Source organism: Stenotrophomonas sp. STEN030, from assembly GCF_056759995.1.
Genome location: NZ_JBRREB010000007.1, coordinates 73,472 through 88,660, shown reverse-complemented (window position 1 = coordinate 88,660; position 15,189 = coordinate 73,472). Strand labels below are relative to the sequence as shown.

General features: G+C 64.1%; 16 protein-coding genes. 1 reads left to right on the top strand and 15 read right to left on the bottom strand.

Translation table 11 applies throughout. From position 1 onward, the window contains the following. Positions 1-5 precede the first annotated feature (5 nt). From ACVOLR_RS03870 to moaA, 8 genes are all read right to left on the bottom strand, one after another. Positions 6-1,424: a NarK family nitrate/nitrite MFS transporter gene (locus tag ACVOLR_RS03870; protein ID WP_481515070.1), complete on the bottom strand. Its 1,419-nt coding sequence runs from the start codon at positions 1,422-1,424 to the stop codon at positions 6-8. Positions 1,425-1,572: 148 nt separating this feature from the next. Further along, complete coding sequence (locus tag ACVOLR_RS03865; RefSeq protein ID WP_481535271.1) at positions 1,573-1,944, bottom strand: DUF7009 family protein; 372 nt, start codon at positions 1,942-1,944, stop codon at positions 1,573-1,575. Next, a complete protein-coding gene (gene mobA, locus ACVOLR_RS03860) occupies positions 1,941-2,510 on the bottom strand; it encodes a molybdenum cofactor guanylyltransferase (protein ID WP_481535270.1) in 570 nt (189 codons plus the stop codon). Before mobA ends, ACVOLR_RS03865 begins: the two co-directional genes overlap by 4 nt. Continuing rightward, positions 2,488-2,988 (bottom strand): molybdenum cofactor biosynthesis protein MoaE, encoded by a 501-nt coding sequence (locus tag ACVOLR_RS03855; protein ID WP_481535269.1) that lies wholly within the window; start codon positions 2,986-2,988, stop codon positions 2,488-2,490. The genes mobA and ACVOLR_RS03855 overlap by 23 nt, the downstream gene beginning before the upstream one ends. Before the next feature lies 1 nt (position 2,989). After that, positions 2,990-3,250, bottom strand: a complete 261-nt coding sequence (locus ACVOLR_RS03850; RefSeq protein ID WP_313171153.1) for a MoaD/ThiS family protein — start codon at positions 3,248-3,250, stop codon at positions 2,990-2,992. Beyond that, on the bottom strand, positions 3,247-4,509 hold the full coding sequence (locus ACVOLR_RS03845; protein ID WP_481535268.1) for a molybdopterin molybdotransferase MoeA: 1,263 nt from the start codon (positions 4,507-4,509) through the stop codon (positions 3,247-3,249). The genes ACVOLR_RS03850 and ACVOLR_RS03845 overlap by 4 nt, the downstream gene beginning before the upstream one ends. Next, complete coding sequence (moaCB, locus tag ACVOLR_RS03840) at positions 4,506-5,504, bottom strand: bifunctional molybdenum cofactor biosynthesis protein MoaC/MoaB (protein ID WP_481535267.1); 999 nt, start codon at positions 5,502-5,504, stop codon at positions 4,506-4,508. The genes ACVOLR_RS03845 and moaCB overlap by 4 nt, the downstream gene beginning before the upstream one ends. A gap of 8 nt (positions 5,505-5,512) precedes the next feature. After that, the gene (gene moaA, locus ACVOLR_RS03835) at positions 5,513-6,493 is read right to left on the bottom strand and encodes a GTP 3',8-cyclase MoaA (protein WP_481535266.1); all 981 of its coding nucleotides are present in this window, start codon (positions 6,491-6,493) and stop codon (positions 5,513-5,515) included. A 195-nt stretch (positions 6,494-6,688) separates the two neighbouring features. On the opposite strand from moaA, the gene ACVOLR_RS03830 reads away from it, so the two are divergent. After that, positions 6,689-7,093, top strand: coding sequence for a ribonucleotide reductase subunit alpha (locus tag ACVOLR_RS03830; RefSeq protein ID WP_481535265.1), 405 nt, complete (start codon positions 6,689-6,691; stop codon positions 7,091-7,093). Between the two features lie 44 nt (positions 7,094-7,137). On the opposite strand, the gene ACVOLR_RS03825 is transcribed toward ACVOLR_RS03830, so the two are convergent. The 7 genes from ACVOLR_RS03825 to ACVOLR_RS03795 form a co-directional block, all read right to left on the bottom strand. Continuing rightward, positions 7,138-7,464, bottom strand: coding sequence for a hypothetical protein (locus ACVOLR_RS03825; RefSeq protein WP_481535264.1), 327 nt, complete (start codon positions 7,462-7,464; stop codon positions 7,138-7,140). A 365-nt stretch (positions 7,465-7,829) separates the two neighbouring features. After that, a complete protein-coding gene (locus tag ACVOLR_RS03820; RefSeq protein ID WP_481535263.1) occupies positions 7,830-8,618 on the bottom strand; it encodes a SapC family protein in 789 nt (262 codons plus the stop codon). 73 nt (positions 8,619-8,691) lie between these two features. After that, on the bottom strand, positions 8,692-10,416 hold the full coding sequence (locus ACVOLR_RS03815; RefSeq protein WP_481535262.1) for a putative porin: 1,725 nt from the start codon (positions 10,414-10,416) through the stop codon (positions 8,692-8,694). 49 nt (positions 10,417-10,465) lie between these two features. Continuing rightward, complete coding sequence (locus tag ACVOLR_RS03810; protein ID WP_481535261.1) at positions 10,466-11,155, bottom strand: energy transducer TonB family protein; 690 nt, start codon at positions 11,153-11,155, stop codon at positions 10,466-10,468. Between the two features lie 4 nt (positions 11,156-11,159). Continuing rightward, complete coding sequence (locus ACVOLR_RS03805; RefSeq protein ID WP_296248885.1) at positions 11,160-11,573, bottom strand: ExbD/TolR family protein; 414 nt, start codon at positions 11,571-11,573, stop codon at positions 11,160-11,162. Between the two features lie 10 nt (positions 11,574-11,583). Then, positions 11,584-13,395, bottom strand: coding sequence for a DUF2341 domain-containing protein (locus ACVOLR_RS03800; RefSeq protein ID WP_481535260.1), 1,812 nt, complete (start codon positions 13,393-13,395; stop codon positions 11,584-11,586). A gap of 35 nt (positions 13,396-13,430) precedes the next feature. Continuing rightward, on the bottom strand, positions 13,431-15,062 hold the full coding sequence (locus ACVOLR_RS03795) for a ShlB/FhaC/HecB family hemolysin secretion/activation protein (protein WP_481535259.1): 1,632 nt from the start codon (positions 15,060-15,062) through the stop codon (positions 13,431-13,433). Positions 15,063-15,189: the final 127 nt, after the last annotated feature.

Genomic DNA, 15,189 nt, shown 5'->3' with positions numbered 1-15,189 from the left:
GTTACTCAGCAGGGGGTTTCAGCCCCGCGCCGGTAGTACCACCACCAGGTCACGACCAGGCAGGTGATGTAGAACGCAATGAAGCCGTACAGCGCCATGTCCGGGCTGCCGGTCAAGGTGATGGACGAGCCGTAGCTCTTGGGGATGAAGAAGCCGCCATAGGCACCGATGGCGCCGGAGAAGCCGACAACGGCGGCGGATTCGATGCTGGCCTGATGGGCAGCGGCCTTCTTGCCTTCGGCACCTTCATTGGCCGACAGGCGATCGTGCAGGGTGCGGAAGATCACCGGGATCATCCGGAAGGTGGTGCCGTTGCCGATGCCGCTGAGCACGAACAAGGCCATGAACGACAGCAGGAAACCGTAGAAGTTGCCGCCTTGGCCATTGCTGGGCAGGAAGTGCAGCACACCGAATACCGCCGCGATCATCAGCGCAAATACCCAGAAGGTCAGGCGTGCGCCGCCCCAGCGATCCGCCATGCTGCCGCCCACCGAGCGCATCAGTGCGCCAAGCAGCGGGCCGATGAAGGCATAGGCCAGAGGATTCACGTCCGGGAACTGGCTCTTCACCAACATCGGGAAACCAGCGGAAAAGCCGATGTATGAACCGAAGGTGCCGATATACAACCAGCACATCAACCAATTGTGCTTGCGGCGGAAAATCACCGCCTGCTCGGAGAACGAGGAGCGGGCGCTGGTCAGGTCATTCATGCCGAACCAGGCGGCAATCGCGAAGAACGCAATGAACGGCACCCAGATGAAGCCTGCGTTCTGCACGAACAGCGGCGAACCGCCATCCACGACCGCTTGCGGCGCTCCACCCATGGCGCCAAACACGCCAACGCTGATCACCAACGGAACGACGGCCTGCGATACCGATACGCCGACGTTGCCCAGACCCGCATTCAAACCCAGCGCCATGCCCTGGCGTTGCTTGGGATAGAAGAAGGAGATGTTGGACATCGACGAGGAGAAGTTGGCGCCGCCGAAGCCACAGAGGATGGCAATCAGCACGAACACCCAATACGGCGTGGCCGGGTTCTGCACCGCAAAGCCCAGCCACAAGGTCGGCAGCAGCAGCGATGCGGTCGACAACGCGGTCCAGCGGCGGCCGCCGAAGATCGGGATGACGAAGGAATAGAAGATGCGCAGCGTGGCGCCGGACAGGCTGGGCAGGGCCACCAGCCAGAACAGCTGATCGGTGGTGAAGGCGAAGCCGATCTTGGGCAGGCTGATGGTCACCGCCGAGAACAACACCCAAACCGAGAACGCCAGCAGCAGTGACGGTATCGATATGACCAGATTGCGGGTGGCGACCTTCTTGCCGGTGCGTTCCCAGTAATCAGGATCCTCCGGCCTCCAATCGTTGATGACGCGACCGGGACCGGAACTGCTCTGCTTTGCTACATCGCGACTGGCACTCATGCATCGCTCCAAGGCTGTTTGATACGGCGCTGGCTTGCTGTGCTGTTGCTTGCCCAGTCGCCACGGCGTCATTAGGCCCGGCGCCCCCTGGGGCAGTCTTGATCTTGATCAATCCAACGGCGCTCTCGCGCCGACTACCTGACAAATATCAACTGATGCTTACGGCGTCGGCCGGATTGCGGCGCTGCACGCCGCGTTGACGCACGCTGTCACGTACATCCACATCGAACTGAAGCTGCAATGGTTGCGCCTGCGCTTGCAGGGTGAAGCTCAAGCCGTCACGGCATGGCAGACGCGCCTGCAGCGCCAGCACGTCTTCGCGCGGCAGCTTGATCATCAACGTGTTTGCATCGCCATCCAGCAGCGCCTCCGCCATGTCGTGCAGCTGCAAGCGCTGCGACAGGGCTCCGGGCGTGCCAAGCCAGGTCTGGTTCTCCAGCACCTCGCCAGCGAGCAGGCGTGCCAGCTCGCTTTCATCAATGCGCAGCCGTAGCGACTGCGACTGGATCTGGACTTTCATGACGCAACTTCCTCCCATTGGCTGGGGGTATTGCAGTTCACAAGGCGGGCTTCGGCACCGGCTGGCAGCGGCAACTCCAGGCCACCGAGGCGGCGTTGGAACATCCGTAGCGAGCGTGGCCCGTCTGTACCCGTGACCATTTCATACAGCAGACTGCGACATGTGCCGTCGATGTTCAAGTACATCGGCACCGGTTCCCCGCAAAAAGTTGCACACGACGCGGCTCCCGCCCCAGCCAGCTGTCGCAGCAATGTCACATCCAGCAAGGGCATATCCACCGGTACTACCCATGCCGGTCCGTCATCCAGGGTTTCCACCACGCTGTGCAGGCCGCCCAGCGGGCCGCAGCGCGGTACCGCATCGGGCACCGAATCGAAGCCGGGATAGTCGCCGCTCACCTTTACCGGATGGGCACCAAGCGTACTCAGCAGCGCACAACTGTGTTCGAGCAGCGTGCGCCCACGCCAGCGCAGCAGCGCCTTGTCCTGGCCCATGCGGCTGGACAGCCCGCCGGCCAGCACGATGCCGGCGACCGGTGCCGGCTCAATGTGAGTGGTCGTGGACATGTCCGTCGATGTGCGCATGCTCGGTGTCGGGTTGGCACAGGCTGCAGCCCTCGCTCCACTCGCTGTCGCCATCCTGGTAATGCTCCTGCTTCCAGATCGGCGAACGGTGCTTCACCCCCTCGATCAACTGCCGGCAGGCGCGGAAGGCCTCATCACGGTGTGGGCTGCCAGCGGCGACCACCACGGCGACATCACCTACCGCCAGACGACCCTTGGCATGCGCCACGTACAACTTGATACGCGGGCCGAAGTCAGCGGTGATCTCAGCAATCTGGCGCTGGAACTCGTTGATGACCAACGGCTCGAACAGGTCGTAGGTAATGCCCAGCACCGGCCGGCCCTGGTTCAGATCACGTACCTTGCCGATGAAGACGTCGATACCACCGAAGCCCGGATCGGACACGGCGGCAATACCTTCGCTCGGATCAATCGGCGCATCGGCACGGTCCACCACTTTCCATACACTTTCGAAGCTCATCTCAGCCTCCACTTACCGGTGGCAGGATCGCCACCCGCCCGTCGCCGGGCAGCACATCGTTGTCGCGCAATACGCGTTGTTCGTCGGCGAATGCCGAGTAATCGACCAGGCCGGCACGGAACTGCGGGTAGCGCTGCTGCAGCAATGCGCGCAGCGCCCTGCGCAGGTCGATGACCTGCCCGCCTTCGACCGGCACGCTGATCTCGCGCTGCGGGTCCAGCTCGGAGAACGCACCAAACAGCTGCACCACTATCTCTTTCATGACATCTCCTGCGGACTGAGCTGCACCGGCTCGCGGTGGCCCCAGCCCTGTACACGTACCAGACTGCCGGCGGTGGCCAGGTCACCCTCGCCTTCCAGCACCACCCACGCATTGGCGCGCAGCATGGTCTTGAGGCGGAATGATTCCTGCCCGGCCAGCACACTCACTCTCAGCTGCCCACTTGCATCCGCCTGCACGCGTGCGCGCGCATGGAAACGCAGGCCCGGTGGCTTGCGCACGTCAGCCTGCAGTGGCAACTGCAGAACGACCTCTTCGGCCAGACCCAGCATCTTTCGCAACACCGGCTCGACAAAGAAACGCAGGCCAACTGCGGCAGAAATGGGGTTACCCGGCAAGCCGAAGTACAGCGTGCCATCGGCAAGGCGCGCGAACAGCAGCGGCTTGCCCGGACGGATGGCGACCTTATGGAACAGAATCTCGGCACCGCGTGCACGCAGCGCATCGGGAATGAAATCATAGCGTCCCTGCGACACTGCGCCGGTGCTCAACACCACGCGGGCGCCGGCAGCCAAGGCCGCATCCAGAGCGGCATCAAACGCGGCCACGTCATCGCTGACCACACCGTTCCAGACCACATCAGCACCTGCTGCACGCAGGCGGCTGACCAGGAACGGGCGGTTGCTGTCGCGGATCTGCCCGGACTGCAGTTCCGCAGTCGCATCGCTGATCAGTTCCTTGCCGGTACTGATCACCGCAAGCTTTGGCTGTTGCTGTACCTGCACCGTGGCTACGCCGAGCGCATGCAGCAAGGTCATCGCATTGACGTCCAGCGGCGCCCCCGCAGCCAGCACGGTTTCGCCCTGCTCCACGTCCTGACCGCGCAGGCGGACGTGTTGTCCTGGCTTCACCAGCGCCTGCAGGCGCACGCGAGTGGGACGGCCATCCACGGCCTCCAGCACCTCGACCTGTTCAATAGGCACCACGCTGTCCAGACCCGACGGCATGCGCGCGCCGGTCATGATTTCCCAGGCCTGCGCGGAATCGCCACCTGCAGCGGCGGTATCGCCTGCGGCCTGCCAACCCTGCACCTGCAGCACGCGGCCCGCTGCCACCGGTTGCCCGTTCGCGCAAAGCGCGAAGCCGTCCATCGCAGCGTTGTCGAACGGCGGCAGGTCCTGCGCGCTGTTTACCGGTGCGGCCAGTATCCGCTCGGCGGCAGCATCGATGGAAACCTGTTCGCTGCGTGCTGCCGGTGCGGCTGCCAGCAACTGCTGCAGGGCCTGCGCATAACTGATCATGCGTGTGCGCCCCCATCCATCATTGCCAGCGCATGGCCGAGCACGGGGGTGAGGATGTTCATGCACTGTGCGGCGGCGCGCGGGCTGCCAGGCAGGGCGATGACCAGCAGATCGTCCAGCTGCACGACTTCTGCGCGGCTCAGCCAGGCCATCGGTGTGTGCTGGGCACTGAGCCCGCGCAGCATCTGCGCCATCCCCGGCACCGGGCGTCCGCCCAATGCTTGCAAGGCCTCGGGTGTCAGATCACGTGGGCCCAAGCCAGTGCCGCCAGTGCACAGGCACAGACGCACGCCATCGGCAGACAGCGCACGCAGCCGCGCGACAAGGGGTTCGATGCCGTCTGCCAATACTTCATTGCTGACCACGTCACCGCCCAAGGCCTGTAGGCCCTTGACCAGCACCGGCCCGGACTCGTCGACGTAATCGCCACGGCTGGCGCGGTCGCTGAGGGTGATCACCGCACAGCGCGCGGCCCCCAGGGTCTTGGGCGGGCGCGGCCGGAAACGTTCAAGCTCGCCGGCATCCATGCCTTGCGGGTGTGTCCACACCCCGCTCTTGCCGCCTTCCTTGAACAGCAGGCGGATGGCACTGATTTCCAGCGCCGGCTCGACCGGCTTGCTCAGGTCGTACAAGGTCAGCAAGGCCGCATTGACGCCGGCCAGTGCCTCCATCTCCACACCGGTACGCGCTTCGCTGGCGCACTCGCACCAGACCCGGATCGCCTGCCGTTCCGGCACCGGCGCGCAGTACACGCGCACCAGCTCCAACGGCAGCGGATGACACATCGGCATCAATGCCGAGGCCATCTTTGCGCCTTGCAGACCGGCAATCTCAGCCATCACCAGCGCATCACCCTTGGGCAGGCGGCGCTCGACGATCAATGGATAGGCAACAGGCCCGGCGATCAGTTCACCCACCGCCACCGCGCGACGGCGGGTGATGCGTTTGTCGCGTACATCGGCCATATGGAATGCCGCACTTATCTGCCCACTCATTGCTTGTTTCATCCTCCAATCGAGGCCAGGTGCGGGGTAAGCCCGGTCTGGCCGAAGTGCAGTCCATGCCCGGCCGCCTTGAGCCCAAGCTGGGTGGTGATGCGCGCCAGCAGCGCATCCTGGTCCGCGTCGGACTGCAGCAGCGGGCGCAGCGCCACGCCGAAGTCGCCGAACAGGCACAGGCGCAGATCGCCGCGCGCAGTAACCCGCAGGCGATTGCAGCCTTTGCAGAAATCCTTTGAATACGGGGCGATGATGCCAATGCTGCCGCGATGCTCGGGGTGGCTGAACTCACGTGCCGGGCCGGCATCGGCGGCGCGCTTGCGCTCACTCCAACCGGCAGCCAACAGTTGTTCGATCACCACGTCGGCGCGCAGATGATGGCGCTCGTAGTACTCGCGGTTGTCACCGGTGCGCATCAGCTCGATGAAGCGCACGCTGATTGGGCGCTCGCGCAGGAACTCCATCCACGCCGGCAGCTCGTCATCGTTGAGGCCGCGCAGCAGCACCGCGTTGAGTTTGATCGATTGCAGGCCCAGCTCCTGGGCGAGAGCGATGCCTTCCATGATCTCGGGCAGCCGATCGTGGCCGGTGATTGCGTGGAAGCGATCACGTTGCAGGCTGTCCATGCTGACATTGAGCGCAGTCAGCCCGGCGCGGTGCCAGCCGGGCAGATGCCGCGGCAGCAGGCAGCCATTGGTGGTGATGGCCACTTTGCGGATACCCGGCACCTGCGCCACGGTAGCGATGATCTGCGGCAGGTCCTTGCGCAGGCTGGGTTCGCCGCCGGTCAGGCGGATCTTGTGCATGCCCAGTGCGGCAAAACCGCGCACCAGGCGCTCGATTTCATCCACCGCCATGAACTGCGGCCGACCATCGGCTTGATAACCGTCGGGCAGGCAGTAGCTGCAACGGAAGTTGCAGGCCTCGGTCAGCGACAGACGCAGGTATGGAAAGCTGCGACCGAAGCCGTCGGTGAGTTGGCTCATGGCTGTTTCACCTTCTGACTCCACGTTTGCACGCTCGCCCGGCATGCCGGGATGCCCTCGCCTTTGTTGACAGGCTGCCAGCCTACGCGGGGCATTGCGACGATGGCATGACTTAAATCAATTCAGACCCCAGCCAGACCTTGGTCAGCTGTGGCAGCATGGCTTCTCAATGGCTTCCTCCTTGTGAAAACAATCATGATGCTGAGTGATTTCGACGATCTACTGCGTGCCGCGCTGGAGCAGACCGAGCCACAACGCCTGTTGTTCGTGTTCGTCAAAGCCGACCTCCCCGAATCACCAACCGCCGATCAACATGCGCGCCATGACAGCGGTGAAGGCGGCACCCTGAGTCCGGTGCTGTGCGTGGACAAAGCCCCGCAGGAAATCGCCTCGTTCGCTGCACTGGCCGCCGAATCCGCAAATACCGGCCTGGCCTGGGACCTGGTATTCGTCGCCTCGCTGGACGGCCGCGCCGGCATTGCTCCCTCCAGTGATGAAGCCGCACAGCCACTACGTTTGATGGTCAATGCGGTCAACGACGGCCAGATCAGCCGCTTCGCCGCGTTTGACCGCGATGGCGCACCTGTGCAGTTCTATTAGGGCGCAGCTCAACCAGCACGCAGCGTTGCCAGCTTGCAACCCGCTCAGGTCGCAAGCTGCAGCAACAGGAAGAAGATCACCAGCACGGTATTCACGCCCCATGCCACGGTCAGGCCGCGTGCGGCCATGCCATAGCCAGGGGTATGTGCACTGGGTGCGGCCCGCCACACCGTGGGAATGATCCAGCCGGTGTAGAGCAGCAAGACGGCGAACAGGCCGAGTAGCAAGCTGGTCTTGCCCTGTGCCAGCGCCCAAAGCGCGGCGGCCCATAACAGGTTGCTGGGAATCACCCCCTGCAGCCAGAACACACGCCACAAACGTGAGGGCGGCAGCTTGTCGCCCGGGGTACTCATCGAACCTACAGCAGTCATGATCGGGACTCCTGAGTTGCGCAGCGCTGTACCCGAGCTTGCACCTGTGACGCGGGCGGGTCAAATCCGCTGACAACCCTGGATGTCGTCGCCTTCGAGCCGAAGGCTTGGACGCAGTACCGCCATTCGCCCTTGGCTTGGCGACCATTGCGTGCTGTGCAGCTAACCCCTTTCAGACACCCGGATCACAACTGGATGCGACGGAGGTGCCGCCGCCAGCACCCGTGCAAAGACGCTTGCAGGCATTTCTGCAAAACCGCGCATCCACACCAAGGGCGTGGTCACCGGGCAGTCACCGTCAACCTTGCCGCCTGCAATCGGCAAGGACTGCGACGGCACCTGCCCGGCGCCACGCGTGAACAGGATCAGTCGGTGGTCAAGTCGGCGAACCGCGCCAACGAGGCCAGGTGGAAGTGCACCGGGGCCAGCCAGCCCTGCCGATGCCACTGCAACACGGTGGCGTCCGGCAAGGCCGCAAGGCGCGCCGGATCGACCACATGGAAGCCCTGCAGGCTGTGCCTTCGGCCATCCGCGTGGGCTACATCGGCCTGCCGCGGTACCAGCACGCCCGCATCGGCCAGCGCCGCACTGAACGCGCGGGTGGCGGCGTCTTCACGGGTGAAGGTTTCGCAGAACTGCATGGCCTGGCGGGTGATCGCCGCCGGCTGGTCACCTTCGAACAACGGCTGACCTTCCTCGCCATCCTGCACCAGCATGTCCGCATCGGCATCGATGGCTAGTACATAGCCATCGGGATTACTGGTACGGGCGAACACGAACGGATAGCGCCGCAGGTAAGCAGGCACATAGGTCTGCGGCCGCCATAGGTCGGCAATGACGAAGCGGTTCTGCTCCGCTTCCAGGCCAAGCACGGCCACCGGCAGGTGGTCCGGACCGGCGAACACCATCGGGTAGGCCCGCGAGGCAGCGGCAAACTCGCCGATCATCAGCGGCACGGAATGGCTGCCAGCGGCAAACGCGGCATCGCCAGCGCGCAACCGCCAATGGCCATGTGCCTGCGAGGACAGCACCACCGGGTTGCGGTAAAGCATCGGCCAAGCGGGAGGCGTGCTGCCAGCATCACTTTCAACTTGCACCGCCGGAGCATCTGCAGCCGGTGTCGTGTCTTGGTCGAGTACGGTATCGGTCGTCATTTAGCAGGTCCTTCCAGTTGTGATGTCGGGGCAGCAGAAGCTGCCTCCTCGATTGAGAGCGTGCGGACGCCGGTCAGAAGCCTGCGTTCACTTCCAGTTGGAAGACATCGATCGACAGCGGTGCGCCAGTCACTTCCTTGGCTGCCATCCAGCGCCCGGTCAGCCACACGTTCCTGTCGAACATGTAGGAGCCGCCCAGGTAGTAGCCCTTCGCATTGGTGCCGCCGAGATGGAAGTTGGAGTCGTTGTAGGCATCGGGCAATGAATCCGCCTCCAGCCGCTTGTAGCCCAGGGCCAGGTTCCAATCGCCGGCCTGCTTGAGTGCCAACTGACCAAACGTTGCCTGCGCCATATAGGCCATGTCACCGCTACGGATGTCCTGCGGGCCCGCCACGCCATTCACCGGCGCAGCAAGGTTGGTGACGATGCCGCCTTGTGCGCGCTTCCACATTTGCTTGGGATCATAGGCAAGGTTCTTGATGGCGTGGCCCTCGACGCGCAGACCCATGCCGTCGAACAAGGGGGTTTCCCATGCAAGATTGAGGTCGAGCAGTTCGAACTCCGAGGCCAGTCCCACGTATTGCGGCATCGGCGTATTGGCCGGATCCAGCGGGTTGACCGCGATGTTACGCAGCAGCATCAGCGTATTGCCCTTCTGCATGAACGCCGGACGCGTCCAGTCGCTGCTGCAGTAATCGGCACCTGCATACAACGCGCAGGGCTGCGAGTACTCACCGGCGATGTTGCGGAAGTCGTAGTAACCCACTGCGGCGCGCAGTTTCTGCGCGTCACCGAACTGCCAGTCCGCGCCCACCTGCAGGCCATTGAGCCATTTGTTCTCGCTCTTCATCTTGTTCTGGCTGGTGCTGGGGAAGCTGTCGGAGGAATACTCCAGCGGCGTCAAACCCAGCGTTGCGAACAGAGAGAGGCCGTCGCCTCCGATGGGATGCGCGTACTTGATCGCCATACCGTCGAAGTTGAGGTCATTGGAAAACAATGTATCGGTGGACCAGTACGGATTGCCGAAACGGCCGCCCTGGATGTCCAGTCCCGCCAGCGGCGACCATGACAACCACGCCTGGTCCAACCACACGTCCTTCTTGCCCAGGCCGCCACCGAGTGTCTGGGTAGTGGATACCGGGCCATTGTCGTTGCCGGTCGCCAGACGCACACCGGCACGGGTGTGCGCGCCCAGCTCGGCTACCACACCAAGACGCGCGCGGATGCGCCAGGAGTTGTTGCGGTCCTGGCGGCTGTTGCGCAGCGCTGGCAGATCCAGGTTGGTATTACCGTTGACGTCATAGCCATTGCCGGCATTGATGCGCGCCCAATCCACCTCGATGTCGCTGTTGCGCTGGGAATACAGGCGGCTTTCGTTGCGTACACGCACATCGCCCTGCACCTTCAAACGCTGCGTCCACTCCGGCACCTGGTCGGGTGCGGCCCAGCGTTGGTCCTTGGCTTCGGCCATCACGCTGGCCTTGACCTCTTCGCGGATTTCATCGCGCACGCTCTGCGGGATATAGGGCACGCGGACATCGCCGGGTTGCGCCACCACCGCGGTGGCAGTGGCAGCTGCCGGTGCGGCTTCACGCTGCGCTTCCAGCAACAGGGCTGCGCCAACCTCGGGCTTGAGCGCACCGCTATCCATCAAGCCACGGATCAACTTGATCATGGTGCTGTCGCCGGCACCGGCCTGGGCGTGCGCAGCGCCGCTGGCAAGCACCAGCGCGACGCCGGCGGCGAGGGTGGTAGTGCGCAACCCGCGCAGCGCGGAACGTAAGGTAGAACAGGTCATCGGCTTGCTCGCAGAAAGGAAGAATCGGGAAAAAAAGAGATCGGGATGCTCATCCGGCCGGTCGGCGCCCCTGCACCAGTACCCGCGCAGGGAAGCTCAGCGATGCCGGTGGCCGCTCGTCGATACGGCCGATCGCGCGGATCGCCTGCAGCACTGCTTCATCGGCCTCGCCATTGCCGCTGCCACGGGCCAGCTCGACGCGCGTCACCTGCCCGCTTTCGTCCAGCCACACGTTGACCATCAGCTGGAACGCCAGTCGCCGCACTTTGTCGTCACTTGCGACGGCTTGTTGCAGCACATAGCCGAGGTAGCGGCCGTAGCTGGCATTGCCGGCGCCACCGGCGCCCGTACCGCTGCGGCCACCGCCGCTGCCGGACTGGATGCCGAAGCTGTCACTGCCCGCCTGCGCATCAGCGTCCATCGTCACCGGGTCGGCGGTGTCAGGAGTTGGCGCTTCCTCGCTGGGCTTGGGCACCTCATCCAGCGGTTCCGGTTCGGGCATCACCTCTTCCGGCGTGTCCTGCGGTTCCGGCTCGGGCTCCGGTGGCGGTAGAGGTGGCGGTGGCAGCATCACCATTGGCACATCGGCCACCGGGCGGCGGGTGCTGGCGGTGTTCTTGAACAGCAACAACCAGACCAGCAGCGCCAGCACGCCAATGCCGCCGATCACCGCCAGCAGCGGCCACCAGCGTCGCCACGCCGGTGCCGCGCCATCACTGTGGGAGTGGAGGGAAGTCACGCCCTCACCCCTGCACTTTGCCGGTGACCAGGCCGACCTGGGTCAGCTCGATCTTGCGCAGCAGGTCCAGCACCTCGACTACGCGTGCGTACTGCACCTGTGCGTCGCCACGCACGATCACCGGAAAGTCCGGGCTCAGTGCCTTCTCGGTACGCAGGCGGTCCTCCAGCTCGGCCAGGCTCACCGGATAGGCATCCAGGAAGATCTGCCCGGCGTTGTCGACCGTGATCGCCTTGGTCTTGGGCTTCTCCAGCGCCATGCTGGAGCTGGCCTTCGGCAGGTTGACCTCAATGCCTGGAATGGTGGCGTTGCTGGTGAGGATGAAGATCACCAGCACCACCAGCAATACATCGACGAACGGGGTGACGTTGATGCCCTTCTCGCGTTTCTTGATGCCGAACCGCTTTGCCCTGGCCATGATGTTCTCCTCAGGCCTGGACCGGACGTGCCGCGGTCGCCGGCGTGCTGCGGTCGAACTCTTCGGCCAGGCGTGCGGTGAACTCATCGACGAACACCGACATGTCGGCGGCAATGGCTTCAGCGCGTGAGGCAAGCCAGTTGTAGCCAAACAGGGCGGGAATGGCGACGCCAAGGCCGGCTGCGGTACACAGCAGTGCCGCAGCCATGCCCGGCGCGACCGAGTTGATGTCAACCGCACCCGCCATGGCAGCCACCGCGAACACCAGCATGATGCCGATGACGGTGCCGAACAGGCCGATATAGGGCGCACCTTCGATCGTGGTCGAGAGCCAGTTCATGCGCTTGGACATGCGCTCGGTCTCACGCGTCACTTCGGCGTCCATCGATGCGCGGATGGAGGTGATCGCGGCGGCGGTCAAGCCATGATGATGCGAGCCGCGGCCGTCCATTTCATCCATGGCAATGCGGTACAGGCGCCACAACGTGGAGCTTTCGCGGATCTCCGGTGCAAGCGTGCCGGTGCGTTCCAGTTCCAGCAGCGAAGCAACCGGCGCGCCGGTGACCTTCTTGTACTGCGAGGTGAAGCGCTCGTTGGCCTTGGCAACAGTGCCGAAGTAACGGCTCTTGGCGATCATGATCGCCCACGACAACAGCAGCATCAGGCCGAGCACGATCACCACCACCCAGGCGTCGACCGGCATCGCCTTGAGAATGAAGCCGAAGTGGCTCACGCCTGCCGACTGCTCGTCTTCACCAAATGCGATCAACCGCGACTCTGCGCCCTGCGCAGTGGCATCAGCCAGCAAGGCTGTTGCCGGGCGGGCGAGCTTGGACACGCGCACTTCATCGACCACGCCAGCGAACGGCTGCGCGGCCGAAATAGCAGCGGCATCGCCGACCGCGTCAGCAGCGACGGCGTCGCCACCGAGCAGTGCTTCACCGGCCAATGCGGGCAGGGCCGCGTCCATCCGCACGGCCTCGCGGCCACCTACGTACAGGGTCACCACGCCGTCGGCGGCGGTCATTGCGATGTGCGCCCATTGACCGTTCACCAGTGCCGGCACCGGCTGGCTGCGCTGCTGGTTCACCCGCACGTACGGCACGCCGTTGTCCACACCCACCAGCAACACATTGCCACCTTCGCGACGCGCATAGATGGCCTGGTCCGGGCCAAGCTGGTCCGGTTTGATCCACGCAGAGAAGGTCATTGCACCGCCAGCGGCGATGGCCAGCGATGGCGCACCCGGCAAGTGCAGCGGCGCGCCACCAAGTTGCGCGCCGCGACCGATGATGGCGCCATCTGCCGGCTTGAACTCGCCACTCAATGTATTCACGTATGCGGTGGTATCACGCGCCTCGGCGCTGCTATCAGCAAAGTGATAGACCGCGCTGTAGTCCGGATCGAACACGCGCTGGCCATTGCCCGCAGCCGGGGCGCCCGGGTTGCCGTAGTACATCCACAGCGTCTGCGCGGCGGTACCGCTGATCGTCGGCACGTCGACCCAGATCAGCGCCATGCCGAGATCCGCGTCGTACTGCTCGACCTGGTGATTGAGCACGGTGTGGCCATCGGCGCCAATGAAGCGCAGGTCCTTGCCCTCGGGCGCAACGCCGTCGAAGGCGAAGTTGCCGGTATGCAGGCGGATCAGCACGGGCGTGCGACCAAGATTGCCACCCAGCGCAGCGCCGTTCGGGCTGGCATCCACGGTGATCGGCTTGCGGTACTTCCAGTCGGCCTGCCACCAGGTGGTTTCGGCGTGCGCGACATTGAGCATGGACATGCTCAGACAGAACAACAGCAGGGCAATGAAGCGTTGCATTGAAGGTATCTCCAGAAAGTCGTGGAATGTCGGGATCAGTAACTGGCGCCAACGCTGAGATGCAGCCGGTTGGCGTCCTTGGTCGTGGTCGGGCCGTCGCTGAGCGTGCGGCCGTAATCGAAGCGGAGGTTGTAGTGCTGGCCGATGCGCAAGCTGCTGCCCACGCCGACGGCGCTCATCGAGGCGCTGTCGGCCTGTTCGGGCAAGGGTTGGCGCAAGCCCAGCCAAGCCCCATCAACGAAGCCATAGAAGCGCCAGTCCTGCAGGCCCCAGAGGCCCAATGGCCGCGTACGCCATTCCAGCGTGGCCAGCGCGCCGTAGTCGCCGATACCTTCGGCCGAGCGGTAACCGCGGGTGGTGAACATGCCGCCAGCGGCAAACTGCTCGCCGGACACCAAAGGCTGGTCGGTCATCTGTGCCGACAACCGCGCATACCACTGCGCGCCGCTCTCCAGCGTATAGGTGTCGCTCAGCTCAAGCTTGAGGGCAAAGAAGCTGGGATCGGCATAAGCACGCTTCCAGTCGAACTCGTCATCACTGCTGCCATAGCCAAACATGCTGCGTGCACCGAACACCGCCTGCAGGCCGAGGTTGAACTGGTGCTTGTCGCCTTGGCGGAAGCCGCTATAGGCCAATGTCAGCGGCGCGTACTTGAGCGGGGCGAAGTTCGAAGCCTGGCCCACCATCGCCACGGATTCGTCCAGATCCTTGAAATCGATCCCGGCCGAGAGCTGGTGCCACCATGCCCCGGTCATCGGCAAGGTATGGCTGAGCTTGACGCCAAGCGCATGGCCTTTGCCGGTGACATTTGTCTGCCCCGTGGAGACGACGTTGCTGTCCGAGCGGTAGCCGGAGAACTCCAGCATCCAGTCAGGACTGCCTAGCGGCATGCCATAGGCAGCGGACCATACATTGGCCTGATCCAGGTCCTGCGGCGCGGCAAAGAACGTCAGCGAAGCGGTGTGCTCGCGCTGCCATAGATTGTCGTGGCCAACGGTCAGGATGCTGCGCAGCGGCTCGGTATCGACGCTGTGATCGTTGTTCACCGTCGCGCTGTAGCGCCACGGCGATTTGTCATCGACCTTGAGTTCCACGTCCATGGTGCCGTCGGCGGCACCCTGCTTTACCAGCGGTACCACCTGCCGCTTGCCACTGCGGTTCAGCTCGGTCAGCTGCGATTGCGCACGCTCGAAATCCGGAACAGCACCTGCCTGCAGGGCAGGCACACGAGCGGCCAGACGCTGCGGATCATTGTGCTCGGCACCGACCACCCTGACCTGGCCAATGCGGGTCTCGGTGACCTGCAGGATCACCACACCACCGGTAACCTGCTGCTCGGGAAGATCGACATAGACCGACTGGTAGCCCTTGCCCTGGTAGGCCTGCTGCAGGGCATTGCGCGCGGCTTCCACATCTTCCATGGTGCGACCGGGGCCAAGATAGGCAGTCACCGCCTTTTCGATATCACGCGCCTGCAGGACGGTGTTGCCACGTACCAGGTACTCGTTGATGGTGACGCGGGCGGCCGGCGCCTGCTCCACTGGCGCTGCAGCTGGTGCCGCATCCGCCGTGGTTGCTGGAGCATTCTGCGCGCTGGCCAGCGGAATCACGCACAACAGGAAGAACGGTAGCGGCGCCCAAGCCAGCGCCGGAAAATTTGAAGACATCAGTGGCTTCTCGATGCGGAAAGTGATGCCGATGCAGCGGTTCCCCGGTGCGCACATCGGCCGACGCCATGTGCGGGCGCTGCGTATGCGGAAAGTGTGTGCATCAGCGGTAACAGCCGTATTGCAC

What these genes read in the sequence shown, in the direction of transcription:
- ACVOLR_RS03815 (WP_481535262.1), bottom strand. Translation starts at nt 10,416, where the DNA reads ATGACCTGTTCTACCTTACGTTCCGCGCTGCGCGGGTTGCGCACTACC.
- ACVOLR_RS03870 (WP_481515070.1), bottom strand. Translation starts at nt 1,424, where the DNA reads ATGAGTGCCAGTCGCGATGTAGCAAAGCAGAGCAGTTCCGGTCCCGGT.
- ACVOLR_RS03800 (WP_481535260.1), bottom strand. Translation starts at nt 13,395, where the DNA reads ATGCAACGCTTCATTGCCCTGCTGTTGTTCTGTCTGAGCATGTCCATG.
- ACVOLR_RS03795 (WP_481535259.1), bottom strand. Translation starts at nt 15,062, where the DNA reads ATGTCTTCAAATTTTCCGGCGCTGGCTTGGGCGCCGCTACCGTTCTTC.
- ACVOLR_RS03805 (WP_296248885.1), bottom strand. Translation starts at nt 11,573, where the DNA reads ATGGCCAGGGCAAAGCGGTTCGGCATCAAGAAACGCGAGAAGGGCATC.
- ACVOLR_RS03865 (WP_481535271.1), bottom strand. Translation starts at nt 1,944, where the DNA reads ATGAAAGTCCAGATCCAGTCGCAGTCGCTACGGCTGCGCATTGATGAA.
- mobA (WP_481535270.1), bottom strand. Translation starts at nt 2,510, where the DNA reads ATGTCCACGACCACTCACATTGAGCCGGCACCGGTCGCCGGCATCGTG.
- ACVOLR_RS03855 (WP_481535269.1), bottom strand. Translation starts at nt 2,988, where the DNA reads ATGAGCTTCGAAAGTGTATGGAAAGTGGTGGACCGTGCCGATGCGCCG.
- ACVOLR_RS03830 (WP_481535265.1), top strand. Translation starts at nt 6,689, where the DNA reads ATGATGCTGAGTGATTTCGACGATCTACTGCGTGCCGCGCTGGAGCAG.
- moaA (WP_481535266.1), bottom strand. Translation starts at nt 6,493, where the DNA reads ATGAGCCAACTCACCGACGGCTTCGGTCGCAGCTTTCCATACCTGCGT.
- ACVOLR_RS03820 (WP_481535263.1), bottom strand. Translation starts at nt 8,618, where the DNA reads ATGACGACCGATACCGTACTCGACCAAGACACGACACCGGCTGCAGAT.
- moaCB (WP_481535267.1), bottom strand. Translation starts at nt 5,504, where the DNA reads ATGAGTGGGCAGATAAGTGCGGCATTCCATATGGCCGATGTACGCGAC.
- ACVOLR_RS03845 (WP_481535268.1), bottom strand. Translation starts at nt 4,509, where the DNA reads ATGATCAGTTATGCGCAGGCCCTGCAGCAGTTGCTGGCAGCCGCACCG.
- ACVOLR_RS03825 (WP_481535264.1), bottom strand. Translation starts at nt 7,464, where the DNA reads ATGACTGCTGTAGGTTCGATGAGTACCCCGGGCGACAAGCTGCCGCCC.
- ACVOLR_RS03850 (WP_313171153.1), bottom strand. Translation starts at nt 3,250, where the DNA reads ATGAAAGAGATAGTGGTGCAGCTGTTTGGTGCGTTCTCCGAGCTGGAC.